The sequence below is a fragment of the Sphingomonas profundi genome (assembly GCF_009739515.1).
In the GTDB taxonomy this organism is placed as follows: domain Bacteria; phylum Pseudomonadota; class Alphaproteobacteria; order Sphingomonadales; family Sphingomonadaceae; genus Alterirhizorhabdus; species Alterirhizorhabdus profundi.
Map to the genome: position 1 here is coordinate 1,599,642 of NZ_CP046535.1, position 24,838 is coordinate 1,624,479.

The 24,838-nt window shown below is 68.3% G+C and carries 24 protein-coding genes; 16 read left to right on the top strand and 8 right to left on the bottom strand.

From position 1 onward, the window contains the following. Positions 1-7 precede the first annotated feature (7 nt). Positions 8-1,174, bottom strand: a complete 1,167-nt coding sequence (locus GNT64_RS07425; protein WP_156678953.1) for a Yip1 family protein — start codon at positions 1,172-1,174, stop codon at positions 8-10. Between the two features lie 197 nt (positions 1,175-1,371). On the opposite strand from GNT64_RS07425, the gene GNT64_RS07430 reads away from it, so the two are divergent. From GNT64_RS07430 to GNT64_RS07445, 4 genes are read left to right on the top strand one after another with little or no spacing between them, the layout of a single operon-like run. After that, on the top strand, positions 1,372-1,908 hold the full coding sequence (locus GNT64_RS07430; RefSeq protein ID WP_156678954.1) for a biliverdin-producing heme oxygenase: 537 nt from the start codon (positions 1,372-1,374) through the stop codon (positions 1,906-1,908). Continuing rightward, positions 1,895-4,492: an HWE histidine kinase domain-containing protein gene (locus GNT64_RS07435; RefSeq protein WP_156678955.1), complete on the top strand. Its 2,598-nt coding sequence runs from the start codon at positions 1,895-1,897 to the stop codon at positions 4,490-4,492. Before GNT64_RS07430 ends, GNT64_RS07435 begins: the two co-directional genes overlap by 14 nt. Positions 4,493-4,509: 17 nt before the next feature. Beyond that, entirely contained in the window at positions 4,510-6,564 is a 2,055-nt protein-coding gene (locus GNT64_RS07440; protein ID WP_156678956.1) for an NAD(+) synthase, read from the top strand. A gap of 52 nt (positions 6,565-6,616) precedes the next feature. After that, a complete protein-coding gene (locus tag GNT64_RS07445) occupies positions 6,617-6,892 on the top strand; it encodes a hypothetical protein (RefSeq protein ID WP_156678957.1) in 276 nt (91 codons plus the stop codon). A 32-nt stretch (positions 6,893-6,924) separates the two neighbouring features. Here GNT64_RS07445 and GNT64_RS07450 read toward each other — a convergent pair whose 3' ends face one another. Continuing rightward, positions 6,925-7,956, bottom strand: coding sequence for an NADP-dependent oxidoreductase (locus GNT64_RS07450; protein ID WP_156678958.1), 1,032 nt, complete (start codon positions 7,954-7,956; stop codon positions 6,925-6,927). Positions 7,957-8,203: 247 nt separating this feature from the next. Between GNT64_RS07450 and GNT64_RS07455 the strand changes: the two genes are divergently transcribed. The 6 genes from GNT64_RS07455 (at position 8,204) to GNT64_RS07480 (ending at position 11,108) form a co-directional block, all read left to right on the top strand. Continuing rightward, positions 8,204-8,830, top strand: coding sequence for a hypothetical protein (locus tag GNT64_RS07455; protein WP_156678959.1), 627 nt, complete (start codon positions 8,204-8,206; stop codon positions 8,828-8,830). A gap of 14 nt (positions 8,831-8,844) precedes the next feature. Next, positions 8,845-9,186, top strand: coding sequence for a phage holin family protein (locus tag GNT64_RS07460; RefSeq protein WP_156678960.1), 342 nt, complete (start codon positions 8,845-8,847; stop codon positions 9,184-9,186). Then, the gene (locus GNT64_RS07465; RefSeq protein WP_156678961.1) at positions 9,183-9,551 is read left to right on the top strand and encodes a DUF3618 domain-containing protein; all 369 of its coding nucleotides are present in this window, start codon (positions 9,183-9,185) and stop codon (positions 9,549-9,551) included. The genes GNT64_RS07460 and GNT64_RS07465 overlap by 4 nt, the downstream gene beginning before the upstream one ends. Next, positions 9,548-10,186, top strand: coding sequence for a hypothetical protein (locus tag GNT64_RS07470; protein WP_156678962.1), 639 nt, complete (start codon positions 9,548-9,550; stop codon positions 10,184-10,186). Before GNT64_RS07465 ends, GNT64_RS07470 begins: the two co-directional genes overlap by 4 nt. Positions 10,187-10,275: 89 nt before the next feature. Then, positions 10,276-10,887: an MlaC/ttg2D family ABC transporter substrate-binding protein gene (locus GNT64_RS07475; protein WP_231639357.1), complete on the top strand. Its 612-nt coding sequence runs from the start codon at positions 10,276-10,278 to the stop codon at positions 10,885-10,887. A gap of 5 nt (positions 10,888-10,892) precedes the next feature. Then, entirely contained in the window at positions 10,893-11,108 is a 216-nt protein-coding gene (locus tag GNT64_RS07480) for a DUF4170 domain-containing protein (protein WP_156678963.1), read from the top strand. A gap of 27 nt (positions 11,109-11,135) precedes the next feature. Here GNT64_RS07480 and GNT64_RS07485 read toward each other — a convergent pair whose 3' ends face one another. From GNT64_RS07485 to carB, 3 genes are all read right to left on the bottom strand, one after another. Beyond that, positions 11,136-11,795 (bottom strand): rhomboid family intramembrane serine protease, encoded by a 660-nt coding sequence (locus GNT64_RS07485; RefSeq protein ID WP_156678964.1) that lies wholly within the window; start codon positions 11,793-11,795, stop codon positions 11,136-11,138. A gap of 3 nt (positions 11,796-11,798) precedes the next feature. Continuing rightward, positions 11,799-12,266 (bottom strand): transcription elongation factor GreA, encoded by a 468-nt coding sequence (gene greA / locus GNT64_RS07490; RefSeq protein ID WP_156678965.1) that lies wholly within the window; start codon positions 12,264-12,266, stop codon positions 11,799-11,801. Between the two features lie 80 nt (positions 12,267-12,346). Further along, the gene (carB, locus tag GNT64_RS07495; protein ID WP_156678966.1) at positions 12,347-15,694 is read right to left on the bottom strand and encodes a carbamoyl-phosphate synthase large subunit; all 3,348 of its coding nucleotides are present in this window, start codon (positions 15,692-15,694) and stop codon (positions 12,347-12,349) included. 56 nt (positions 15,695-15,750) lie between these two features. Between carB and GNT64_RS07500 the strand changes: the two genes are divergently transcribed. Further along, entirely contained in the window at positions 15,751-16,023 is a 273-nt protein-coding gene (locus tag GNT64_RS07500; RefSeq protein WP_156678967.1) for a FitA-like ribbon-helix-helix domain-containing protein, read from the top strand. Beyond that, on the top strand, positions 16,013-16,423 hold the full coding sequence (locus GNT64_RS07505) for a PIN domain-containing protein (RefSeq protein ID WP_197277311.1): 411 nt from the start codon (positions 16,013-16,015) through the stop codon (positions 16,421-16,423). Before GNT64_RS07500 ends, GNT64_RS07505 begins: the two co-directional genes overlap by 11 nt. Before the next feature lie 98 nt (positions 16,424-16,521). Here the strand turns inward: GNT64_RS07505 and GNT64_RS07510 are convergent, their stop codons facing one another. Both GNT64_RS07510 and carA read right to left on the bottom strand, forming a co-directional pair. Then, positions 16,522-17,262, bottom strand: a complete 741-nt coding sequence (locus GNT64_RS07510) for a hypothetical protein (protein ID WP_156678969.1) — start codon at positions 17,260-17,262, stop codon at positions 16,522-16,524. Then, positions 17,259-18,443: a glutamine-hydrolyzing carbamoyl-phosphate synthase small subunit gene (carA, locus tag GNT64_RS07515; protein WP_156678970.1), complete on the bottom strand. Its 1,185-nt coding sequence runs from the start codon at positions 18,441-18,443 to the stop codon at positions 17,259-17,261. The genes GNT64_RS07510 and carA overlap by 4 nt, the downstream gene beginning before the upstream one ends. 130 nt (positions 18,444-18,573) lie before the next feature. On the opposite strand from carA, the gene GNT64_RS07520 reads away from it, so the two are divergent. From GNT64_RS07520 to rpoD, 4 genes are all read left to right on the top strand, one after another. Further along, the gene (locus GNT64_RS07520; protein WP_156678971.1) at positions 18,574-19,029 is read left to right on the top strand and encodes a GatB/YqeY domain-containing protein; all 456 of its coding nucleotides are present in this window, start codon (positions 18,574-18,576) and stop codon (positions 19,027-19,029) included. Between the two features lie 4 nt (positions 19,030-19,033). Next, complete coding sequence (locus GNT64_RS07525) at positions 19,034-19,492, top strand: hypothetical protein (protein WP_156678972.1); 459 nt, start codon at positions 19,034-19,036, stop codon at positions 19,490-19,492. A gap of 113 nt (positions 19,493-19,605) precedes the next feature. Beyond that, complete coding sequence (dnaG, locus tag GNT64_RS07530) at positions 19,606-21,453, top strand: DNA primase (RefSeq protein WP_156678973.1); 1,848 nt, start codon at positions 19,606-19,608, stop codon at positions 21,451-21,453. After that, positions 21,454-23,481, top strand: coding sequence for an RNA polymerase sigma factor RpoD (gene rpoD / locus GNT64_RS07535; protein WP_156678974.1), 2,028 nt, complete (start codon positions 21,454-21,456; stop codon positions 23,479-23,481). Between the two features lie 77 nt (positions 23,482-23,558). Here rpoD and GNT64_RS07540 read toward each other — a convergent pair whose 3' ends face one another. After that, positions 23,559-24,809 (bottom strand): aromatic ring-hydroxylating oxygenase subunit alpha, encoded by a 1,251-nt coding sequence (locus GNT64_RS07540; protein ID WP_156678975.1) that lies wholly within the window; start codon positions 24,807-24,809, stop codon positions 23,559-23,561. Positions 24,810-24,838 lie beyond the last annotated feature (29 nt).

Sequence of the window (24,838 nt, forward strand, 5' to 3'; positions counted from 1 at the left end):
GCGGCGGCTACTTCGCCAGTGCCTCCAGCCGGGCATAACCGATCGCCTCTACCGCGCCCTTCAGCGCCGCCATCTGCACGCCGGTGCCCTCCGCCTCCACCATGAAGCGGTTCGCCACCAGCACGCTGTATTTGCCGCGCCTGGCGGCTTCGTCATATTCCTCGGAGACCATGCGGCCGTCGATCGTCGCGACCTTCTCGTAGCCGGTCGCGCTCTGCTTGTTCGACTGGACGTTGAACGCCGCGCCGAATGCCGCCAGCGCGCCGGCCGCGCCGATGTCACTCAGGCCCAGCGTCACGCTGCCCTCGCCGGCGCGGTAGATCCCCTCGGCATGCGCGCCGCCGATCGGCCCGTTGCCGGCCGACGCGCTCGATACCTCGGTGCGCGGCAGGCCGGCGACCGTGGCGGGCAGCATCGCCTGCAGCGCCTCGGCGGGGATCGCGGTGGCCGCCGTGCCGTTCGCCGCCGCCTCCATCGACTTGGACGCCGCCTCCAGCTTGCCGACGTCCACGGTGCCGACGCCCGGCACGGCGAGCGAGCCCGACACGGTGCCGCCGTCCGCCACCAGAGCCGGCCCGGAGAGCAGCGAGACGAGCGGCGAGGTGATCGCGCCGACGAGGAAGGTCAGCAGGAAGGCCGCCAGCACCGTGACGGCGGTGTACGCCATCGCGTTGGCGGGCGGCGCCCGCATCAGGAACGGCAGGCCGAGATAGAGCAGATAGAGGCCGTAGAGCCCGACGATGCTCAGCCAGCCGAGCCCCGGGATCAGCAGGAACAGGCCCGCCAGCCACGCCGCCGTGCCGGAATAGGCGGCCAGCTTGAACGCCTGCACCCGGCTGCGCGTGCCGCCGAAGCGCGGCGCCAGCAGATCGACGACCAGCGCCAGCAGATACACGCCGACGAGGGTGAGCAGATAGCTGACGACCGCGCCCGCCAGCGACGCGCCGATCGAGGGACGATAGGTGATGCCCAGGGCCGAGTGGCCCCACATCATGCCGCCCAGGGCGCCGCACACCGCCGGGATCGCCGCCAGGATCATCACATAGCCGCGATAGAGGCCGCCGACGGTCGCCGGCTCGGCGGCGATCACCGGCCATTCCGTCTTAGGTGTCAGCAGGATCGCCTTGGCCCGCTCCACGACGCCGTTCGGCGCCCCCATGTCCATGTTCCGCATCGCTTGCCACCCCTGTCCGGTCGCCTCATCGATGGTCGGTCTGGCGGAGGGATCGCGCTTGCGCAGTGATCCGGCGCACATCCGGCTTTGCTCTGCCTGCCATTCATTGCCCATCGGCGCGGGCTGCGCTAGCACGCCGGGAAGATGCCCCATCTTTTTCTCCCCAGCCCGCGCCCGGCCCCGTGCGAGGCAAGGCGATGAGCCTGCGCACCGAGCTCCGCACCGCCACCGCCGGGGATCATGAGCGGCTGGACGCGACGTTCGCCACCTTCGACCTCGCCGATGCCGCCGCCTACCGCGCGTTCCTGCGGGCGCACGCGCGCGCGCTGGCGCCGATCGAGCAGGCGATCGCCGGATCCGGCGCGACCGCCGGCTGGCGCCCGCGCGCGCCGCTGCTGGCCGACGACCTCGCCGCGCTCGGCACGCCGCCGCCGCCGCCGCTGCCGCTCGATCGCCCGGACGAGGCGGCCCTCTGGGGCATGCGCTACGTGGTGGAGGGATCGCGGCTGGGCGGGGCGCTGCTGGCGCGGCAGGTGGGCGCGGGCCTGCCCGCCGCCTATCTCGGCGCGCAGCACGCCAAGGGCGAGTGGCGCGGCTTCCTGGATGCGCTGGAGGCGGCCGGGGAAGCCGGCGGCGCGGCGTGGCGGGCGGAGGCGATCGCCGGCGCCCGGCGGGCCTTCCACCTGTTCGCCGCGAGCGTCGCGGAGGAGAAGGCGCCCGATGAGCGACGCTGACATCATGGGCGATTTCCCCGCCGACATGCCCGTCGATCTCACCAACTGCGATCGCGAGCCGATCGCCATTCCCGGCCTGATCCAGCCCTTCGGCTTCCTGGTGGCGTTCACCTCCGACTGGATGGTCTCGCGCGCGTCGGACAATGTGGGCGACTTCATCGGCCTCTCGCCCGCCGCGATGCTGGGCAAGCCGGTGAGCGCGATCTTCGCCGACGAGGCGATCCACACGATCCGCAACCGCATGACGATGCTGCGCGGCGCCGACGCGATCGAGCGGATGTTCGGGCTGGAGCTGGTAGGCGGGCGCGGCCGGTTCGACGTGGCCGTCCACTTCGCCGGCGACATCGTGATCCTGGAGGCGGAGCCGGCCTGCGGCGACGATGTCGAGGCATCCACGCTCGTACGCGGCATGATGGCGCGGCTGACCCAGGCGGACGGGCTGAAGGCCTTCCTGCGCGAGGGCGCGCGGCAGGTGCGCGCGCTGACCGGCTTCGATCGGGTGATGGTCTACCGCTTCGATCGCGATGGCGCCGGCGAGGTGATCGCCGAGGCGGTGCGCCCCGGCATCGACAGCTTCCTGGGCCTCAACTATCCGGCATCGGACATACCCCGCCAGGCGCGCGCGCTGTACGTACGCAACATCTTCCGCATCATCGCCGATGTGGAGGCGTCGCCGGTGCCGATCGTGCCCACGCTCGATCCGCGCGGCCGGCCGCTCGATCTGTCGCTCGCGGTGCTGCGTGCCGTCTCGCCGATCCACATCGAATATCTCCGCAACATGGGCGTGCAGGCGTCGCTGTCGATCTCGATCGTGGTGGACGGCGCCCTGTGGGGCCTGTTCGCCTGCCACCATTACGCGCCGCGCCTGCCCGGCATCGGCCATCGCAGCGCCGCCGAGCTGTTCGGCCAGATGTTCTCGATGATGCTGGAGAGCCGCGAGCGCCGCGAGGTGGCCGATTACGAGCGGCGCGCTCGCGCCGTGGCGGATCGGCTGATGGCGGCGGTGGCGCAGGATGCCGGCGTGCTGACCGACGCCGTCTGGCTGGGCGAGATGATCGCCGACACGATCCCGAGCGACGGCGTCGGCGTGTTTCTCGACGGCCGCCTCTCGCTCTCCGGCCTGACGCCCGATCGCCAGCAGTTCGAGGCGCTGGTTACGGCGCTGAACCAGGTGGCGGGCAGCGCCGTGTTCGCCACCGATCACCTCGCCTCCGTGCTGCCCGAGGCGGCGGCCTATGCCGATCGCGCGGCCGGCCTGGTCGCGATCCCGCTGTCGCGCAGCCCGCGCGACTATGTGGTGCTGTTCCGCAGCGAGCGGCTGCGGTCGGTGCGCTGGGCCGGCAACCCCGAGAAGCCGATCGAGCCCGGCCCCAACGGCATGCGGCTGACCCCGCGCAAGAGCTTCGAGGAATGGTCGCAGCTGGTGAAGGGCAAGGCGCTGCCGTTCACCCCGGCCGAGCTGCGCGTCGCCGAGACGCTGCGCACGGCGCTGCTGGAGGTGGTGCTGCGCCTGTCCGACAGCGCCAGCCACGATCGCCGCCGCGCGCAGGAGCAGCAGGAGCTGCTGATCGCCGAGCTGAACCACCGCGTGCGCAACATCCTGTCGCTGATCCGCGGCCTGATCTCACAGACGCGCAGCACGGCGGTGACGGCGGAATCCTTCGTGCAGACGCTGGAGGATCGCATCCAGGCGCTGGCCCGCGCGCACGATCAGATCACCAGCGATCGCTGGGGCCCGGCGCGGCTGATCGACCTGATCGAGACGGAGGCCGGCGCCTTCCTGGGCGAGAAGCGGGAGCGGGTGCGCCTTTCCGGCCCCAACGTGCTGATCGAGGCGGCCGCCTTCACCACCATGGCGCTCGTCTTCCACGAATTGCTGACCAACGCCGCCAAATATGGCGCCCTCTCCGATAGCGGCGCGGTGGCGATCGACTGGAAGGTGGATCGCGATGGATCCCTGCTGATCGACTGGAGCGAGGAAGGCGGCCCGGCGGTGCAGGCGCCCACGCGGCGCGGCTTCGGATCGACGATCATCGAGCGGTCGATCCCGTTCGATCTCGGCGGCACGGCGGAGATTCGCTACCGGCTGAGCGGGGTGGAGGCACATTTCTGCGTGCCGTCGCGCCATGTCGCGCGGGTGCTCGCCACCCCCGGCAAGCGATCGGCGCCGCCGGTGCCGCCGATCGAGGCGGTGCAGGGCGCGCTGGCCGGCAAGGACGTGCTGCTGGTGGAGGACAGCATGATCATCGCGCTGGACGGCGAGGATGCGCTGCGGGCGCTCGGTGCGCGCAGCGTGCTGACCGCCGCCACGGTGGCGCGCGCGCTGGAGATACTGGAAGGCGCGGTGTCACCCGGCTTCGCCCTGCTCGACTTCAATCTCGGCATCGAGACGAGCCTTGCCGTCGCCGATGCGCTGCGCGCGCGGGGCACGCCCTTCCTGTTCGCCACCGGCTATGGCGACCAGCTCGACGTGCCGGAGCGGCTGGCGGACGTGCCCGTGGTGCGCAAGCCCTACGGCACGGACGCGCTGGCGCGGGCGATCGCGCCGATGGCGACGGTCGCCCCGGCCCAGCCCGCCGCCTGATACCCGAGGAGACCGGCATGGACGCCCCCGCCCGCTTCCACGCCCGCCAGGCGCAGGGCTTCGTCCGGGTGGCCGCCTGCACGCCGATCGCCACCGCCGGCGATCCGGCGGCGAACACCGCGGCCACGCTGGCGCTGGCGCATGAGGGCCATGCCGCCGGCGCGGACCTGATGGTCTTTCCCGAGCTCAACATCTCCTCCTACGCGATCGACGACCTGCTGCTGCAGGACGCGCTGCTCGACGCGGTGGAGGACGGCATCGCCGCGCTGGTGGCGGCCAGCCGCGATCTGGCGCCGGTGCTGCTCGTCGGCGCGCCGCTGCGGCGGCTCGGGCGGCTCTACAACACCGCGCTCGTCATCGCGCGCGGGCGGATACTGGGCGTGGTGCCCAAGAGCTTCCTGCCCAACTACCGCGAATATTACGAGAAACGCTGGTTCGCCCCCGGCGCCGGCATCACCGGGCTGGACATTAGGGTCGCCGGCCAGTCGGCGCCGTTCGGCACCGATCTGGTCTTCGCCGCCGACGACCTCGCCGACTTCTGCTTCCACGTCGAGATTTGCGAGGATTACTGGGCGCCGCTGCCGCCCTCCACCTTCGGCGCGCTCGCCGGGGCGCTGATCCTGTGCAATCTCTCGGCCTCGAACATCGTCGTCGGCAAGGCGCGGGAGCGGGCGCTGCTCTGCGCCTCGCAGTCGGCGCGGGCGCAGGCGGCCTATGTCTACTCGGCCGCCGGGCCGGGCGAGAGCACCACCGACCTCGCCTGGGACGGGCAGGCGATGATCTACGAGCTCGGCGAACCCCTGGCCGAGTCCCGCCGCTTCGTCGACGATCCCGAGACGATCCTGGCGGACATCGACGTGCAGCGCCTGCGGCTGGAGCGGATGCGCACGCCCACCTTCAACGATGCCGCCGTGGCCGCCGGCCATCCCGAGCAGCGCTTCCGCCGCATCGGCTTCACCCACGCGCCCGCCTTCGCCGACGACGGGCTGAAGCGCGCGATCCGCCGCTTTCCCTTCGTGCCGAACGATCCCGCCCGGCTGGACGAGGATTGCTACGAGGCGTTCAACATCCAGGTGGAAGGCATCGCCAAGCGCTTCGCCGCCACCGCCGGCAAGACGATGGTGATAGGCATTTCGGGTGGACTCGATTCCACCCACGCGCTGATCGTCGCCGCCAAGGCGTGCGACCGGCTGGGCCTGCCGCGCGATCGCATCCTGGGCTACACGATGCCCGGCTTCGCCACCGGCGAGGCGACGAAGGCCAATGCCTGGGCGCTGATGCGCGCGCTGGGCATCACCGCCGCCGAGATCGACATCCGCCCCGCCGCGCGCCAGATGCTCGCCGATCTCGGCCACCCGTTCGCCGCCGGCGAGCCCGTGTATGACATCACCTTCGAGAATGTGCAGGCGGGCCTGCGCACCGATTACCTGTTCCGCCTGGCCAACCACAATGCCGGCTTCGTGATCGGCACCGGCGATCTCTCCGAACTCGCGCTCGGCTGGTGCACCTACGGCGTCGGCGACCAGATGAGCCACTATGCCGTCAATTGCGGCGTGCCGAAGACGCTGATCCAGTATCTGATCCGCTGGTGCATCCAATCCCGCCAGTTCGATGCCGGGACGGACCGCATCCTCGCCGCCATCCTCGCCACCGAGATCTCGCCGGAGCTGGTGCCGGCGGACGCGAGCGGCGCGATCCAGAGCACCGAGAGCAAGATCGGCCCATACGAGCTGCACGACTTCTTCCTGCACTACGTCGTGCGCCACGGCCTGCCACCCTCCAAGATTGCCTTCCTGGCGTGGCATGCGTGGCGGGATGCGGAGGCCGGCAGCTGGCCGGCCGGCTTCCCGCAGGATGCCCGCCGCGCCTATGATCTGGCGACCATCCGCACGTGGCTGGAGGCGTTCCTCTGGCGCTTCTTCCAGACCAGCCAGTTCAAGCGATCGGCCATCCCGAACGGGCCGAAAGTGTCCGCCGGCGGCAGCCTCTCCCCCCGAGGGGACTGGCGCGCCCCCTCCGACGGCACGGCGCGGACGTGGCGCGACGAGCTGGCCGCGGCGCTCGGCGGTTGACCGGGGCGCCGCCGGCGGCATGATCCGGCGGCCGATCCCCGTGGAGACAGGAATGACCCGCCTCATCGCCCTCGCCCTCGTTCCGCTCGCCGCTGCTGTGGCCGTCCCGTCGCTGGCGGCGCCCGAGCCGGCGACCGGGCCGGCGACCGGGCGAGCGCCGCTGCCCGATCCGGACAAGATCGTCTGCCGCCGCATCCAGTCGCTCGAGTCGCGCATCTCCGCGCGCAAGGAATGCCACAGCCGGCGCGAGTGGCGGGAAATGGCGGATCAGGCGCGGGCGGATCGCGACTCGGTCAACAATTATCGCGGCCGGGCCAGCGGCAACTGAGCGCCGGCGCCTGCCGCCTCATCCCTGCGTCGTCACCCGAGCGTCGTCACCCGATCGTTAAGCGCCACCAGAGTCTTGCCGGAGGTGACGCCGGACATCAGGCGGATGAACGCGTCCGGCGTATTCTCCAGCCCGACCGTCACATTCTCCGTCGCGACCAGGTCGCCGGAGCGGAACCAGTCGGCCAGCTGCGTCTCGGCCTCGTGCAGCATGTCGGGCGCCTCATAGGCGAGGAAGCCACGCATCGTGATGCGGTTGACCAGCACCTGCCAGAGGTTGCGGATCGGATACTGCTCCGTCTGGTGGTTGTAGTTGTCGATCATGCCGCACACCGGGATGCGGCCGAACGGGCGCATCAGCGGCAGGATGGTATCGAGCGTCCGGCCGCCGACATTGTCGAAATAGAGGTCGATCCCCTCCGGGCACGCCGCCTGCAGCGCGGCCGTCAGATCCGGAGCCGAGCGATAATTCACCGCCGCATCCATGCCGAGGTCGCCGGTGATGTGCGCCGCCTTCTCGTCGGATCCGACGATGCCGATCACGCGGCAGCCGCGCAGCTTGGCCACCTGCCCCGCCACGCTGCCGACGGCGCCGGCCGCCGCGCTCACCACCACCACGTCGCCCGCCTTCATCTCGCCGGTGCGGTGCAGGCCGACATAGGCGGTGATGCCGGACCAGCCGAGCGCGCCCATATAGGCGGTGAGCGGGATGGCGGGATCGACCGTGACATTCTCGAACGCCACGCTGCCGGGGTTCAGGATCGAATATTCCTCCCAGCCGATGAAGCCGCGGCCGAAATCGCCTTCCTTGAACTGCGGGCTGCGCGACTTGACGACGCGGCCCAGCACCATCGTGGGGATCAGGCCGCCGATCTGGACCGGCGGCATGTAGCTCTTCACGTCGTCCAGCATGCCGCGCACCGCCGGATCGATCGCGAAGACCTGGTTCTCGAGCAGCACCTCGCCCTCGCCAAGTTCCGGCACCGGCGCCTCGACGATCGTGAAGTTCTCGGGCCGGGGAATGCCTTCCGGGCGGGACGCGAGGACGATGCGGCGATTCTGCATGGCGGGCTCCGAGGCTTGACCGCGCGACCATAGAGCCTCCGTCCGCACCCCGAAGGTAGCGCTTTGATCAGGGTGGCGGTGGCGCGCCTCGCCGGCGGGGATGGACGCATCCGTCTGCCGCGCCGGTGTGCGCGCCCGAACAGCCGAAGCACGTTCCACCGCCGCCGCGAAGATTATCACGGGCATGGAACAGTGGCGTGGTGCGGAAGTTTCAGAGGGCGAAGCCGATCACCACGGAGACCTCGTCATGGCCAGTTCGCAATCCCCGCTTCCGGAAGGTACGGATTCGATCGTTACCGGCGCGTCAGACGCGACGGTCGATCGCAGCGGCGACTATGCCGGTGCGCCCTCCTACGGCGCCGCGCCGGCCGGATCGGCGGTGTCCGCCGGTGCCGGTGTCGGTGCCTCTGCCACCGACAAGCTCGGCGATGCGGCTACCAAGGTGGGCGATGCCACCGCCAGCCTGCGTGCCCAGGCGGCCGACAAGGCGCGGGACTATGCCGCGCAGGGCAAGGACCGCGCCGTCGGTGCGCTGGAGAACGTCACCCGCTTGACGGACGAGTTTGCCGGCCAGATCGACGAGAAGGTCGGCGAGCAATATGGCGCCTATGCCCGCCAGGCGTCGCAGGCGATCGCTGGCTTCGCCGATACGCTGCGCGGCAAGGATGTGGAGGAACTCGTCGCCGATGCGCGCGATCTCGTCCGCAAGAGCCCCGCGATCGCGATCGGCGCCGCCGCCGCGATCGGCTTCGTCATCGCCCGCATGGTGAAAGCCGGCGCGTCCGACGCGGCGACTGCCGGCGAAGCCCCTGCGCCGGCCGCCGCGCCGACCCCCTCCACCGCCACCACGGTGCCGGTGGACACCACGGCCTGAGCCGGCAGCCCTCGATGCGCGAACCGCGCGATACCGAATCCGTCGGCACGCTGATCAGGCGACTGGTCGCTGACGGCCGCGCCTACGCGACCGCAGAGATCGACGTCTATCGGCAAAAGGCACTCGCCTGGGTGCCGCCGGTGCGCACCGCGGCGATCATGCTGGTGGTCGCGCTATTCCTGGTGCAGGCGGCGCTTACCACCCTCATCGTCTTCCTCGGCTTCTGGCTGGCGCTCTGGATCGGGCCGCTGGGCGGTGGGATAGCGGCGGTTCTCATCGCGCTCGCCGTGGCGGGTATCCTTGCGAAGATGGCGATCGGCAAATTGTCCACGCCGCCGCCGGGGGTAAGGTCATGAGCGGCAAGCCCGCCGACATCGCCCGCGCCAAAGCGGAGGCCGCAGCAGCCCGTATTCGGATCGACGAGACGGTCGCAAGGCTCAAGGTGCGCCTCAGTCCGCGCGTCCGCGTCCGCGAAACGTGGGAGGACGTGCGCGAGAAAGGTGAGGAGATGGGCGATACCGCCGTCGGCTTCGCGATCGAGCGGCCGGGCACCGTCGCCGCCGTCGCGGGCGCTGGCACGCTGCTGCTGCTGCGCCGCCCGCTCTGGCGCCTGCTTCGCCGCCTCGCTTTCTGGCGCCGCCCCAAGTGGGACGCCGAACCATCGAACACACCAGCCGCGACCACCAGGCGCCGTCGCGGCAAAGGAGGAGAAAGACGATGACCGTCAAGGACACTGTCAAGGACACCGCCGATCGTGCGACCACCTACGCCAGCGAGACCCTGTCCGCCGCTGGCGAGAAGCTGCACGATGCCGCCGGCAAGGTGCGCGAGGGCGCGGGTGCCGCGCGCGCCAGCGTGAGCGAGACGCTGGAGTCGGCCAAGGCGACCGCCGGCGAGACGCTCGCCTCGGCACGGGAGAAGACGGGCGCGGCCTATGAGGGCGCGCGGGATTATGCCGCGATCGCCGCCGAGGCCGCCCGCGACAAGGCGAACGCCGCTTATGCGAGCGCCAAGGACACGGCCGCCACCGTCCGCACCAGGACGGCCGACGGGATCGAGGAGAGCCCGCTCGCCGTGCTGATCGGCGGCGTGGCGATCGGCGCCCTGCTCGGTGCGCTGCTGCCCCGTACCCGGCGCGAGGCGGAGGTGCTGGCGCCGATCGGCGACAAGCTCGGCACGCTTGCCCGCAACGCCCTCGCCGCCGCCAAGGAAGCGGGGCAGGACACGCTCGACGAGCTTGGCGTCAACAAGGATGGCGCCAAGCAGCAGGTCGATCGCCTGATCGATACGGCCAGCAAGGCGGCGACCTCGGCCGGCGCCGCCGCCAAGGAGGCGATCCGCTCGCCGCAAGGCTGAGGGCGCTCAGCGCGGGTTAAGCGGCGACTGCGTAAAGCTGGCGCTACCCGCGCGGCTCCCGCAGCCGCCACCCCGGAGATTGAACTGACATGATGCGCCTTTCCTCTCACATCCGCCACGCCGTCCTCGCCGCGCTGATCGGCGGGGCCTCGTTCAGCGCCCCGGCGCTGGTGGCGCCGGCCGCTGCCGCGGTGAACAACCAGGAGCCCGGACCCTTCGTAGACACGCTCGCCGACGAGGGCTTCGCGGTGCTGCGGACGGGCAATCGCGCCGCCGCGCGCACCCAGTTCCGCACGCTGCTGTCGCAATATTTCTCGGTCGACACGATCGGCGACCGGCTGATCCGCAGCTGGCGCGCCAAGATCACGCCGGCCCAGTATAGCGCCTACAAGGCCGCCTTCCCCAATTTCATCATCGGCACCTACGCCGATCGCCTGTTCGATTACGCCAAGGCGGATCTGAAGGTGGTGCGCACCGTGCCTTCCGGCACCAGCGCGGCGGTGATGACGCAGGTGACGAAGCCGGGATCTTCGCCGCTGAACGCGGTATGGACGGTCGACAAGGTGGGCGGCGGCTACAAGGTGAGCAATCTCACCGTGGCGGGCGTGAACCTGGCCGTCACCCAGGCGGCGGATTTCGACGCCTATATTCGCCGCAACGGCTTCGACAAGCTCGTCGCCTTCATGAAGTCGCGGGGCTGAGCGGGGTGAGCAAGCTGCACCTGGTCTTCGGTGGCCGCGTGAGCGATCCGCGCGGGCTGGACTTCACCAATCTCCAGGGTCTCGACGTCGTCGGCTTCTACGATGATTATGCGAGCGCCGAGAAGGCATGGCGCGGCGCCGCCCAGCGGTCGGTCGACGATGCCGAGATGAAATATGTCGTGGTGCACCTGCACCGCCTGCTTCAGCCCGCGCTGGACTGACAGAAAACCTTGTTATCGCACCGCCGCTCAGGCAGTGCGATAACGCCAGCGCAGCAGCGGGCGGGCAAGCAGCAGCCCGATGAGGAATCCGCCGATATGGGCGGCGATGGCGATGGTCGCGCCCTGCTGCACCGTCGCAAAGCCGATAAGCAGCTGAAAGCCGATCCACGCGGCGGCCAGCCAAAGCACATGAAGCGCCTTGCCGAAGCGATGGGTCGCCAGCGTACCGCGCCGCTCCCCGAACAGCAGAGCATAGGCGCCGAGCAGCGCCGAGATCGCCCCGCTGGCACCGATCATCGGCACCAGCCCGTGCGGATCGACGGCATATTGCGCCGCTGCGCCTGCATAGGCGCCGATCGCGTAGAGCAGCAGCAGCCCGCGCGGCGCAAGCGCAACCTCCACGAAGCGCCCGCAGAAGCCCAGCATCAGCAGGTTGAAGGCGATGTGCATGAGGCCGCCATGCACCAGCGTGGCGGTGAGCGGCGTCAGCCATGCCGGCACGAACCCGGTGACGCCCGCACCGTAAGTGGTCGCGACGATGGCCTGCCCGCCGGCGTTCATCCGCTCCGGAATGAAGCCGCCGGCGATGGCGGCGGCCTGATCAAGCCCGGCGAGGCTCACGCCGAGCCATGCCGCCGCCGTGAGCGCGCCGAGTACGATCGTGGCGCGGGATGGCGGCAGGCGCACGGATCAGATGAATTCTATCTTGGAAACCACATAGTAGCGGTCGCCGGACGGCACCGTCACCTCGACCTCGTCGTCCACCCGGCGGCCGATCAGCGCCTTGCCCAGCGGTGAATTGTACGAGATGCGGCCGGACTTCGCGTCCGCCTCCGTCTGGCCGACGATCTGGTACTTCACCGGCTTCTCGTCCTCGTCCAGCATGTGCACGGTCGCGCCGAACACCACCTTGTCGCCGGACAGCGTCGTCGGGTCGATGATCTGGGCGCGGCTCAGCCGGTCCTCCAGATCGGCGATCATCGCCTCGATCTGGCCCTGCCGCTCCTTGGCGGCGTGATATTCCGCATTCTCCGACAGATCGCCGTGGGCGCGCGCTTCCTCGATGGCATCGATGATCTGCGGGCGCTCGACCTTCAGAGCCGCGAGCTGCGCGGTGAGCATCCTGTGCCCCTCCTCCAGCATCGGCATCTTGTCCATCGGCGAAACCCCTCTACTGCAAAAACCATTTCCCAAGCGGCCCGAAATCGAGCCGCCCGCACCGTGCAATTATGTCGGGATCAAGCGTGCGAACGGGAATAATATGATTGGAGCGGTCTCACTTCAAGGGTTCTGGCACTCAGCGCCGCGATCGCCCGCGCCGCCGCCACGCTGGCGGCCGCCGTGGTGAAGTAGGGCACCCGCCCGGCGAGCGCGGAGGCGCGGATCGACTGCGAATCCTGCAGCGACTGCCAGCCCTCGGTCGTGTTGAAGATCAGCGCAATGCCGCCGTCCTTGATCCGGTCGACGATGTGCGGCCGGCCCTGCTGCACCTTGTTGATCGTCTCCACCGCCAGCCCCTCGCCGCGGAGGAAATCGGCCGTGCCCGTGGTGGCGACGATGCGGAAGCCGAGCTCGATCAGCGTGCGCACCGCCGGCGCGATCTGCTGCTTGTCGCCCGGCTTGACCGAGACGAAGGCCGTGCCACCGCGCGGCAGCACGGTGCCCGCGCCGATCTGCGCCTTGGCGAAGGCGGTGGCGAAATCGCCATCGATCCCCATCACTTCGCCGGTGGACTTCATCTCCGGCGAGAGGACCGGATCGACGCCGGGGAAGCGCGCCCAGGGGAACACCGCCTCCTTCACCGCGACATGATCAATCGCGCGGTCGATCGGCGGCAGGTCCGCCAGCATCTCGCCCGCCATCACCCGCGCTGCGATCTTGGCGATGGGGATGCCGATCGCCTTCGCCACGAACGGCACCGTGCGGCTGGCGCGCGGGTTCACCTCGATCAGATAGACCTGCCCCTCCTTCACCGCGAACTGGATGTTCATGAGGCCGCGCACGGACAGCGCACGCGCCAGCTCGCGCGTCTGCCGCTCGATCTCCGCCACCGTCTCATCCGACAGGCTGTAGGGCGGCAGCGAGCAGGCGCTGTCGCCGGAATGGACGCCCGCCTCCTCGATATGCTGCATCACGCCGGTGACGACCACGTCCGTGCCGTCGCAGATCGCGTCGACGTCCACCTCGATCGCGTCGCGCAGATACTGGTCGATCAGCACGGGCGAGTCGCCGGAGACCTGCACCGCCGTCTGGATGTAGTTCTCCAGCTGCGCCGGGCCGTCGACGATCTCCATCGCGCGGCCGCCGAGCACGTAGCTCGGCCGCATCAGCACCGGATAGCCGATCCGCTCGGCCACGATCAGCGCCTCCTCGCGGCTGCGGGCGATGCCGTTGGCCGGCTGGGCGAGGCGCAGGCTGGAAACGAGGGCGGCGAACCGCTCGCGATCCTCGGCCAGATCGATCGCATCGGGGCTGGTGCCCAGGATCGGGATGCCGGCATCGGCCAGCTCCTGCGCCAGCTTCAGCGGCGTCTGCCCGCCGAACTGGACGATCACGCCCTTCAGGGTGCCGTTCGCCTGCTCGACATGCAGGATCTCCAGCACGTCCTCCACCGTCAGCGGCTCGAAATAGAGGCGGTCCGAGGTGTCGTAGTCGGTCGAGACGGTCTCCGGATTGCAGTTGACCATGATCGTCTCGTAGCCGGCGCCGCCCTGATCCTTGTCGCCCAGCGCGAAGCAGGCGTGGCAGCAGCAATAGTCGAACTCGATGCCCTGGCCGATGCGGTTCGGTCCGCCGCCCAGGATCACCACCTTCTCGCGCGCGGTGGGCTGCGCCTCATTCTCCGGCGCGCCGAAGGCCGGCGCCTCGTAGGTGGAATACATGTAGGGCGTCTTCGCCTCGAACTCGGCGGCGCAGGTATCGATGCGCTTGAACACCGGGCGCACGCCAAGGCGGTGGCGCAACGCCCGCACCTCCTGCTCGGTGACGCCGCCGGTCATCGCGACGAGCGTGTCGTGGATCAGGCCCGATCCGCGCGCCTGCGCCCGCTCCATGCCGCGCAGGTTGGCCGATCGCAGCGCCAGCCAGGCCAGCCGCTTGTCGGAGAAGCCCATCGCCTTCAGCCGCCGCATGCCCACGGCATCCTGCGGCAGGCCGTTGGTGGCGACATCGTCCTCGGCGCGGACGATCTCGGCCAGCCGTTCGAGGAACCACGGATCGAACCGGGCGATGCGGTGGATCTCGTCCACCGTGAAGCCCTCGCGCAGCGCCTGCGCCGCCACCAGCAGCCGATCGGGCGTGGGGCTGGCGAGCGCCGCCTCGATCTCGCCGCGCGGCGCGCCCGCCAGCCGGTCGACGATGTTGAGGCCGGCCAGCCCCGTCTCCAGCCCGCGCAGCGCCTTCTGCAGGCTCTCGGGGAAATTGCGCCCGATCGCCATGACTTCGCCGACGCTCTTCATCGCCGTGGAGAGGAGATTGTCGGCGCCCTTGAACTTCTCGAAGGCGAAGCGGGGGATCTTGGTGACGACATAGTCGATCGTCGGCTCGAAGCTGGCCGGGGTCGCGCCGGTGATGTCGTTGTCGATCTCGTCCAGCGTGTAGCCCACCGCCAGCTTGGCGGCGACCTTGGCGATCGGGAAGCCGGTGGCCTTGGAGGCGAGCGCCGAGGATCGCGAGACGCGCGGGTTCATCTCGATCACGACCAGCCGGCCATCCTTCGGATTGACCGCGAACTGCACGTTGGAACCGCCTGTCTCGACGCCGATTTCGCGCAGCACCGCGATGCTGGCGTTGCGCATGATCTGATATTCCTTGTCGGTCAGCGTCAGCGCCGGCGCGACTGTGATGGAATCGCCCGTGTGGATGCCCATCGGATCGACATTCTCGATCGAGCAGATGATGATGCAATTGTCGTTGCGATCGCGCACCACCTCCATCTCATATTCCTTCCAGCCGAGAACGGATTCCTCGACCAGAACCTCGGTCGTCGGGCTGAGATCGAGCCCGTTCGTCACGATCTTGACGAACTCCTCGCGATTATAGGCGATGCCGCCGCCCTGCCCGCCCATCGTGAAGCTGGGCCGGATGATCGAGGGCAGGCCCACCTGGTCGAGCGCCGCCAGCGCCTCCTCCACGGTGTGGGCGATGGCGGAGCGCGGCGATTCCAGCCCGATCCGGTCCATCGCGTCGCGAAACTTCTGGCGATCCTCGGCCTTGTCGATCGCGGCAGCATCGGCGCCGATCATCGTCACGCCATATTTCGCCAGCGTGCCGTCATTGTAGAGCGCCAGCGCGGTGTTGAGCGCGGTCTGCCCGCCCATCGTCGGCAGCACGGCGTCCGGCCGCTCCTTCTCGATGATCTTGGCGACGATCTCGGGCGTGATCGGCTCCACATAGGTGGCGTCGGCCATGTCGGGATCGGTCATGATCGTCGCCGGGTTCGAATTGACCAGGACGATGCGATACCCCTCCTCGCGCAGCGCCTTGCACGCCTGCGTGCCCGAATAATCGAACTCGCACGCCTGCCCGATGACGATCGGACCCGCGCCGATGATGAGGATGGACGAGATGTCGGTGCGCTTGGGCATTGTTCTCAATCAGCTTTCAACTTAGGTGATTGCATTGCAATCACTGGAGGCGCGACATGGGCAGTATCACCATCCGCCGGCTCGACGAGGTCGCCAAGCGCAACGCCCGGCAGGTGGCGGCCGGCAAGGGACGATCGCTCGAGGCGGAACTGCGCGAGTTGATCGAGCGGACCTATGGAGAGGGTACGGACTTCGACCGTGCGGCCCGCATACGGGCCATGTCGAACGCCGACTTCGTCGCGCATCTGGTGAAGACCGCGAACGGCGCCACGCTCGAATTGCCGGAGCGGACGATCGACGAGGATCGGACCGTCTTCGGTGCTGATTGACACCAACGTCTGGAGCGAACTGGCGCGCCCCCGCCCGAACGCGACGGTGCTCGCCTGGATGGCCGAGCATTTCGGCGCATGCATCCTCTCCACCATCGTGCTCGGCGAGATACGGTATGGCATCGCCCTGACGGACGACGAACCGCGGCGGCGTGATCTCCAGGCGTTCCACGACGACCTGCTCAGCCGGCTCGGCGACAGGATCGCCGCGTTCGACGATCCCGCCGCGGCCGCCTGGGGGCCGCTGCGCGCGCGATTGAAGCGCGACGGCCAGCTGATCGCCGAGCGCGACATGCTGATCGCGGCCCATGCCCTGAGCCTCGGCACGCCGCTGGTCACGCGCAACGTCAGCGACATGGAGCGGACCGACGTCACGATCATAAATCCTTGGGGTGCCTGATCGCGGGTGCGATTGGACGGCCGAAGTCGCACGCCTGGCCGATCATGATCGACGTGGCGCCCTGATGAGGAAAGACGAAATTTGAGTATGTGTGGGCATTAAAACACGTGGTCCAATATCTTCTCAATCAATTTGATAATCCGATCCACACCGAGACTAGCTGCTTTCTCAGGAATTCTTTTAATCAGCTCTCGGAGAAAGCCCAATATAAGGCCGCTAAGAACATCGGCGCGAATGTGCTGGGACCAGATTATTAAGCGTGAAGCTTTAACTTCTCCGAGAAGTCGATCTCGATCCTCACCTAAGTCGGATGCAACTTGATTATTCGTTGATAACTCATCCTCAATCAATAATAGCCCTGCCGATATATCAGCTCCTTCCGATGAGTTGTGAAGGACAGTCACAGTCCTATCCGACGCCGGTATAAGCCCAAAAGCTTTCTCAGACTGCACCTTCTCCGAGTCATCTTCTAGGTCTTGCCAAAATCTACTCTGAGAAAAGACTTTTGAAAATAGCTCGAAATTAAATGACCAGCCGCGTGCCAGTATGCTTTCCGGCAGCTTTTCTCGAAATTGCCTGTAAGCTGCGTTAAAGTCATTTTGATCGTACGAAAGGAGCATGCCCGCATATCTGTCATTATACAATTTTATGAACGAGTTCTCCTCGAGCCAACTAGCCGTCTCTAAAACGGCTTTGTCGCTCAGCTCGTGATCAAACTCATTTTTGAATGTAGCTTTTAGATCTGAAAGCGAGCTTGGGCCGCCAATTTTCTCGTCGCGGAGATAAAAGTGGTATGCAAGCGCAGAGGCTACGTACTCTATCGAAGATCTCTCGCTCATATCTTCAGCTCCTCCACGAACCGCTCGAACAGGTAGTGGCTGTCCTGCGGCCCCGGGCTCGCCTCCGGGTGATATTGTACCGAGAAGGCCCGCGCGTCGGTCAGCTCCAGCCCCGCCAGCGAGCCGTCGAACAGCGAGACGTGGGTGGCGCGGGCGTTGGCTGGCAATGAACCCGCGTCCACCGCGAAGCCGTGGTTCATGCTGGTGATCTCCACCTTGCCATCGCCGATGCGCTTCACCGGATGGTTGGCGCCGCGATGGCCCTGGTGCATCTTGGAGGTTGTGGCGCCCACCGCCAGGCCGAGCAGCTGGTGGCCCAGGCAGATGCCGAAGATCGGCTTGCCCACCTTCAGCAGCTCCCGGATCACGGGCACGGCATAGGTGCCGGTCGCCGCCGGATCGCCGGGGCCGTTGGAGAGGAACACGCCGTCCGGCGCGTGCGCCATTACCTCGTCGAACGTCGCGGTGGCGGGCACCACCGTCACCCGCGCGCCGGCGGCGACGAGGTTGCGCAGGATATTGCGCTTCAGGCCGTAGTCGATCGCCACCACGTGCGGGCGGGTGTCACCCTCGCCCCCCGGGTGCCCCGGCTGCGGTCGCGCGTAGCCCTCGCCCAGCGTCCAGAGGCCCTCGTCCCACTTGTAGCTCTGGGTGGAGGAGACCTGCTTCGCCAGGTCCATCCCCTCCAGCCCCGGCCAGGCGCGGGCCTGGGCGATCAGGGCGGGCACGTCGAACCGGCCGGCGGCATCGTGCGCGATCACGCCGCTGGGCGCGCCCTGGATGCGGATCGCGCGGGTCAGAGCGCGCGTGTCGATGCCGGAGAGGCCGATGCGGCCGTTGTTGCGCAGCCACGTGTCCAGCGTCTGGGTCGAGCGGAAGCTGGAGGGATCGGTCACGTCCTCCCGCACGATCATGCCCAGCGCATGCGGGTTGATCGCCTCCACATCCTCCGGGTTCGCGCCGACATTGCCGATGTGGGGGAAGGTGAAGGTCACGATCTGGCCGGCATAGGAGGGATCGGTCATCACCTCCTGATAGCCGGTCATCGCGGTGTTGAAGCACACCTCGCCCACGGCCGCCCCCTCCGCGCCGAAGCCGCGGCCCCAGAGCACGGCGCCGTCCGCCAGCGCCAGTACGCCGGTCGCCCCTTCCGGCACGCGCGTGGTGTCTTGCTCGGCCAAGGCGGGCGCTCCTTCGATTGTCGGGCGGGTAAACGGCGGGGGTGGTAGGAGGGCTCGCCCAAGCGGTCAATCTATTAAAGATCGGCCGGCGCGGCTAGGCTTCCGCCTTTGCCGAACCAGCCGAGGCCCCATGATTCGTGATGACGTGAAGACGGCGCTCGTCGCCGCGATGAAGGCGCGCGACGCGACGCGCACGGCGGCGATCCGCCTGATCCAGTCCGCGATCAAGAATCGCGACATCGAATTGCGCACCGCGAGCGCGCAGCCCGACGACGACCTGCTGGTGACGGAGGTGCTGCAGAAGATGGCCAAGCAGCGCCGCGAATCGATCGAGATGTTCGAGAGCGGCGGGCGCGACGAACTAGCGGCCGTGGAGAAGGCCGAGCTGGCGGTGATCGAGGGCTTCCTGCCCCGCCAGCTGGACGAGGCCGAGGCGAAGGCGGCGATCGCCGCCGTGGTGGCGGAACTCGGCGCCACTTCCGTCAAGGACATGGGCCGGGTGATGGCGGCGGTGAAGGAGCGGTTCGCCGGCACGCTGGACATGGCGAAGGCCAGCGGCATGGTGAAGGCGGCGCTGGCGGGCTGATCCGGTGGCCCGCTACTTCCTGGATACCGAGTTCGACGGCTTCGGCGGTCCGCTCCTCAGCTTGGGCCTCGCCGCCGAGGAGGGGGACGATTATTACGTCGTGATCCACCCCCTGCCCGATCCGCCGACCGCGTGGGTCGGCCGGCACGTGATCCCCTATCTGTTCACCGTGCCGCAGGCGCTGGACACGCGGCTGGACCGGGTGGCGGCGGCGCACGATCTGGCCGCCTATCTGCGCCACGATCCCGATCCGTACATCGTGGCGGACTGGCCGGAGGACATCGCATTGTTCTGCCGCCTGCTGCTGGTGGGCGAGACCGACATCGTCGACGTGGACCGGTTGAGCTTCGAGCTGCGCCGCACGCCGGGCTTCTCCACGGCGCGCAACAGCCAGGTGCCGCACAATGCGCTGCACGATGCGCGCGCGCTGCGGGCCTTCGTGCTGGAGAGCGAGGGCCGCTGACGGCGCCGCCCCGCGCGAAGCGATCTGGCCATTCGGGGGCGGAGCCGCTACCGCTATAATCGGGCGATGCCTCGCAACGCCCGATTCGCCCGGCCCGGATGGGATGTCGGGACATGATGCTGTCGCCCGCCTTCCTCGACGAGATCCGCACCCGCACGTCGCTGTCGGGCCTGATCGGCCGCACGGTGAAGATCACCAAGGCCGGCCGCGAGTATAAGGCGTGCTGCCCCTTCCATCAGGAAAAGACGCCCAGCTTCTACATAAACGACGACAAGGGCTTCTATCACTGCTTCGGCTGCTCGGCCCACGGCGACGCCATCCGCTTCCTCACCGAGGCGCAGGGCCTGCCGTTCATGGACGCGGTGAAGGAGCTGGCGCAGGCCGCCGGGCTGGACATGCCCGCGCCCGATCCACGCGCGCAGGAGAAAGCGGAGCGCGCCGCCACGCTGATCGACGCAACCGAGGCGGCCGCCGTCTGGTTCCGCGAGCAGCTGGACGGCCTGAGCGGGGCGGAGGCGCGCGCCTATCTGCAGCGGCGTGGCGTAAGCGCCGCCCTTGCCGGCGCCTTCGGCCTCGGCTTCGCGCCCGATTCGCGCGGGCGGCTGAAGGAGGCGCTGGCCGGCTTCGGCGCGCCGATGCTCACCGAGGCGGGGCTGCTGATCCAGGTGGAGGAGCGCGAGCCCTACGATCGCTTCCGCGGCCGCCTGATGATCCCGATCCGCGATGCGCGCGGCCGCACCATCGCGTTCGGCGGGCGCATCCTGGGGCCGGGCGAGCCGAAATATCTGAACTCGCCGGAAACGCCCCTGTTCGACAAGGGCCGCACCCTGTTCAACCTCGATCGCGCCGCGCCGGCCAGCCGCAAGGCGGACCGGCTGTTCGTCGTCGAAGGCTATATGGACGTGATCGGCCTCGCCTCGGCGGGCGTCGACGAGGCGGTGGCGCCGCTCGGCACCGCGCTCACCGAGCAGCAGATGGCGCGCCTGTGGCGGCTGATCGACGTGCCGACGCTCTGCTTCGACGGCGATGCCGCCGGCCAGAAGGCGGCGCTGCGCGCGGCGGAGCGGGCGCTGCCGGTGCTGACGGTGGGCAAGTCGCTGCGCTTCGCGCGCCTGCCGGCCGGCCAGGACCCGGACGATATCGTGCGCGCGGGTGGCGTGGCCGCGTGGGACAAGGCGGTGGCGGAGACGGTGCCGCTCGTCGCGATGCTGTACCAGGGCGAGGCGGCGAAGATCGACGCCGCCAGCCCGGAGGAGCGCGCCGGCCTGCGCCAGCGGCTGAACGATCTGGCCGGCACCTGCGCGGACCGGCTGATGGCGGACGAGTATCGCCGCAGCTTCACCGGCTATTTCTTTGAAGATTTCGGCTGGAAGCGGCAGGAGCGCGGCGGCGTCCAGCAGTCCGTGGTGCGCACCTCGCCCGGCGGGCGGCGCGAACTTTCCGGCCTATTCGTTCGTTCCCTGCTCTATGGACTCACGCGTTACCCGATGGTCACGGTGGACCGGATCGAGGCCGTCGGCAGCCTGCGCGTCGATCATGACGAGTTCAAGCGATGGCGCGATACCCTCATGCATGTGGCCGTGACCAGACCCGATCTTGATCAGGATGGGATCGACGCCATATTGGCCGTGGAGGCGCTTACGGAAACCGCGCGCTTCGACGTTACGTTCGATCTTCGCTTCCCGTTCACCCATCCGGGCGCCGACGCGGCGTTCGCGGTGGAGCGGCTGAACGCGATGATCGAGACGATCAGCGAGGAGCGCGATCTGGATGACGAGATGGCGCGGTTGAATGCCAAGGCGTTAGCCGATACCGGGCTTGGCCGGTACGAGGCGATCGAGGCGGCGCGGCAGAGGAACCGGGAACGACGGCTGCGCTTGAGGGAGCGGGGCTACGAACTCGGTTCGATCGACATGATGCAGGCGGCCGAAATGGCGGCGGCAGCGACTGGCGGGAAATAGATGGCGAAGACGAACATGGCGGAACCGGCGGAAAAGACCGAGGGCGGCGATGCGCCGTTGATCGATCTGAACGAAGCCTCGCTCAAGAAGCTTATCGCCCGCGCCAAGAAGCGCGGCTACATCACCGTGGACGACCTCAACGGCGCGCTCGGCGAGATGTCGACCGACCAGATCGAGGACGTGATGTCCGCGCTCAACGAGATGGGCGTCAACGTCGTCGAGAATGACGAGTCCGGCGAGGAGGATCAGAGCCACGCCGACGACGCGGCCGACGAGGATGTCGCCGGCGTTGACGAGGGCGAGGCGACGCCCGTCCTCACCAACGTCACCAAGAAGGAGACGGTCGATCGCACCGACGATCCCGTCCGCATGTACCTGCGCGAGATGGGTGCGGTGGAGCTCCTCAGCCGCGAGGGCGAGATCGCCATCGCCAAGCGTATCGAGGCGGGCCGCGACACGATGATCCTGGGGCTCTGCGAGAGCCCGATCACGTTCAACGCGATCATCGACTGGTCGACCGCGCTGAACGAGGGGACGATGCAGCTGCGCGAGATCCTCGATCTCGACGCCATGCTCTCCAAGGGGCCGACACCCGAGCAGGTCGAGGGCGCCGAGGAAGGCGACGAGATCTCCGAGAAGACGACCGGCCCCTCGTTCAAGGAGGAAGCCGAGCCGGAGGAGCCGGAGGTCGTCGACGAGGACGACGAGAGCATGACCGAGCGGCGCACGCCGCGCCCGTCCGACGACGAGGAGGAGGATAACACCCTCAGCCTCGCGCAGATGGAGGAGCAGCTCAAGCCGATGGCGTTGGAGAAGTTCGCGACCATCACTTCGCTCTACAAGACCTTTTCCAAGGTTCAGGCTGCCCGCCTGGCTGCCCTTGGCGCCGGCGACGATTTCCCGGCGAGCCAGGAGGCCAAGTATCAGAAGCTGCGCGAGGATCTGACCGCCGAGGTCGAGAGCGTGCAGTTCCACGGCCAGAAGATCGAATATCTCGTCGATCAGCTGTACGCCTTCAACCGGCGCCTCACCGCGCTGGGCGGGCAGATGCTGCGCCTGGCCGAGCGCCACAAGGTGCCGCGCAAGTCGTTCCTCGACGCCTATGTCGATCACGAGACCGAGGAAGGCTGGCTGGAGCGCGTCGGCGGGCAGGACAAGAAGTGGATGGCCTTCGCCGCCGCCGAAGCCGAGCCGGTGGAGCGCATCCGCAGCGAGATCGCCGATATCGCCCAGGCGACCGGCATGGCGCTGGCCGAGTTCCGCCGCATCGTCAACATGGTGCAGAAGGGCGAGCGCGAGGCGCGGATCGCCAAGAAGGAGATGGTCGAGGCCAATCTGCGCCTCGTGATCTCCATCGCCAAGAAGTACACCAACCGCGGCCTGCAGTTCCTGGATCTGATCCAGGAGGGCAATATCGGCCTGATGAAGGCGGTGGACAAGTTCGAGTATCGTCGCGGCTACAAGTTCAGCACCTATGCGACATGGTGGATCCGGCAGGCGATCACCCGCTCCATCGCCGATCAGGCGCGCACCATCCGCATTCCGGTGCACATGATCGAGACGATCAACAAGCTGGTGCGCACCAGCCGCCAGATCCTGCACGAGATCGGCCGCGAGCCGACGCCGGAGGAACTGGCCGAGCGGCTTTCCATGCCGCTGGAGAAGGTCCGCAAGGTGATGAAGATCGCCAAGGAGCCGATCAGCCTGGAAACGCCGATCGGCGACGAGGAGGACAGCCACCTCGGCGACTTCATCGAGGACAAGAACGCCGTCATCCCGGTCGATGCGGCCATCCAGGCCAATCTGAAGGAGACCGTGACCCGCGTTCTCGCCAGCCTGACCCCGCGTGAGGAGCGCGTGCTGCGCATGCGCTTCGGCATCGGCATGAACACCGATCACACGCTGGAGGAGGTCGGCCAGCAATTCTCGGTCACGCGCGAGCGGATCCGGCAGATCGAGGCCAAGGCGCTGCGCAAACTGAAGCATCCGAGCCGCAGCCGCAAGATGCGCAGCTTCCTGGATCAGTAGTCCGGCGTTCGCCGCCGGCCGGCGATGCGCTTCGGGGGCAGCGCCAGCCGGCGCGTGCCCCCCCCCCCGCCCGCCCCTTACTCGGCGGCCAACGCCAGCGGCAGCGGCTCGACATGATCGCCCAGCACCGGCGCGACCCTCAATTCCGGCGGCATGCGATCGGCGCCGATCCGCCGGTCCAGCTCCTCGTGGAACCAGTAGATGCGGCGTTCCTGATAGTTGATCATCATGCCGGTGAACGCGCCTGAATCGAGCGACTGCTGGATCGGCGCGAGGTTCATCATGTCCTCCTGCAGCACCGCATCGAAGATCGGCAGGAAGCGATCCCAGAAGGCCGGCCGCTCCCCATCGCCCCAGTCCGGCGCGACATAGACGGCGACCATCTCGGTCTTGCGCAGACCGCGCGGCCAGAACAGCAGGATCGGGAAGCCCGTTGGCTCCACCGGCGTGACCAGATTGGGGAAGATATTGTAGGCGACATTGTTGTTGCGATAGAAATCAGGCATCGTCGCGATGTCGGGCGCGCCCTCAAACTCGACGAAGTTGATCCCCTGGTTCATGTTCTTGCGCGTCGCCATGCGCGAGTGGCCATGCGGCATCAGCCCCATCGCCGCCGCTTTCGAATGCAGCATGACGCCGGCATTGGTCGGGTGGATCGTGTTGATGTGATAGACTTCCAGGAAGGCATCCACCGCCGCCTTCCAGTTGCAGTCGATCTCGTAGCTCACAGTCTCCACCACGCGCAGCCCGTCCATGCCGACGCAGGCCAGCTCGTGCGGCAGCCCGCCCAGATAATCGGCCAGCGGCATCGCCGACTGATCCTCGTTGATGAACACCATGCCGCCCCACGTCTCGCAGCGCACCGGCAGCAGGCCGCGATCGGCCTTGTTCAGGCAGGCGAAATCGCGCTCGTCCGGCACGCTCACCAGCGTGCCGTCAAGCGCATAGGACCAGCTGTGATACTGGCAGCGCAGCCGCCCCACCTTGCCCGCCTCGTCGCGCACCACGGGCGCGCCACGATGGCGGCAGGTATTGTAGAAGGCGCGCACCACATCGTCCTTGCCGCGCACCACGATGATCGGCGGCCCGAGCTTGTTGAAGGCGCGGTAGCTGCCGGGCTCGCGCACCTCCTCCTCGCGGCAGGCGTAGATCCAGCTCTTGCGCCAGACATGCTCCACCTCGAGATCGTGGAAGTCCTGCCGCGTGTAGCGTCCGCCCGGGATCTCCGGCAGCGGCGGGAAGTCCGCCGGCGGCGCCTCCCGCGCCGCCTCCCAGGCGATCGCGTCCTCGACCCCGCGGCAGATCTCGCTCGTATCCGGAATGGCCATCCTGCACCTCTCGCGCGGATTAGCGCCAC

Bases quoted from the DNA above. Each gene is read 5' to 3' on its own strand.
- GNT64_RS07465 (WP_156678961.1), top strand. From the start codon at position 9,183: ATGAGCGGCAAGCCCGCCGACATCGCCCGCGCCAAAGCGGAGGCCGCA.
- GNT64_RS07500 (WP_156678967.1), top strand. From the start codon at position 15,751: ATGGGCAGTATCACCATCCGCCGGCTCGACGAGGTCGCCAAGCGCAAC.
- GNT64_RS07475 (WP_231639357.1), top strand. From the start codon at position 10,276: ATGATGCGCCTTTCCTCTCACATCCGCCACGCCGTCCTCGCCGCGCTG.
- GNT64_RS07435 (WP_156678955.1), top strand. From the start codon at position 1,895: ATGAGCGACGCTGACATCATGGGCGATTTCCCCGCCGACATGCCCGTC.
- GNT64_RS07425 (WP_156678953.1), bottom strand. From the start codon at position 1,174: ATGCGGAACATGGACATGGGGGCGCCGAACGGCGTCGTGGAGCGGGCC.
- GNT64_RS07470 (WP_156678962.1), top strand. From the start codon at position 9,548: ATGACCGTCAAGGACACTGTCAAGGACACCGCCGATCGTGCGACCACC.
- greA (WP_156678965.1), bottom strand. From the start codon at position 12,266: ATGGACAAGATGCCGATGCTGGAGGAGGGGCACAGGATGCTCACCGCG.
- GNT64_RS07430 (WP_156678954.1), top strand. From the start codon at position 1,372: ATGAGCCTGCGCACCGAGCTCCGCACCGCCACCGCCGGGGATCATGAG.
- rpoD (WP_156678974.1), top strand. From the start codon at position 21,454: ATGGCGAAGACGAACATGGCGGAACCGGCGGAAAAGACCGAGGGCGGC.
- GNT64_RS07450 (WP_156678958.1), bottom strand. From the start codon at position 7,956: ATGCAGAATCGCCGCATCGTCCTCGCGTCCCGCCCGGAAGGCATTCCC.
- GNT64_RS07540 (WP_156678975.1), bottom strand. From the start codon at position 24,809: ATGGCCATTCCGGATACGAGCGAGATCTGCCGCGGGGTCGAGGACGCG.
- GNT64_RS07510 (WP_156678969.1), bottom strand. From the start codon at position 17,262: ATGAGCGAGAGATCTTCGATAGAGTACGTAGCCTCTGCGCTTGCATAC.
- GNT64_RS07520 (WP_156678971.1), top strand. From the start codon at position 18,574: ATGATTCGTGATGACGTGAAGACGGCGCTCGTCGCCGCGATGAAGGCG.
- GNT64_RS07440 (WP_156678956.1), top strand. From the start codon at position 4,510: ATGGACGCCCCCGCCCGCTTCCACGCCCGCCAGGCGCAGGGCTTCGTC.
- dnaG (WP_156678973.1), top strand. From the start codon at position 19,606: ATGATGCTGTCGCCCGCCTTCCTCGACGAGATCCGCACCCGCACGTCG.
- GNT64_RS07455 (WP_156678959.1), top strand. From the start codon at position 8,204: ATGGCCAGTTCGCAATCCCCGCTTCCGGAAGGTACGGATTCGATCGTT.
- GNT64_RS07460 (WP_156678960.1), top strand. From the start codon at position 8,845: ATGCGCGAACCGCGCGATACCGAATCCGTCGGCACGCTGATCAGGCGA.
- GNT64_RS07445 (WP_156678957.1), top strand. From the start codon at position 6,617: ATGACCCGCCTCATCGCCCTCGCCCTCGTTCCGCTCGCCGCTGCTGTG.
- carB (WP_156678966.1), bottom strand. From the start codon at position 15,694: ATGCCCAAGCGCACCGACATCTCGTCCATCCTCATCATCGGCGCGGGT.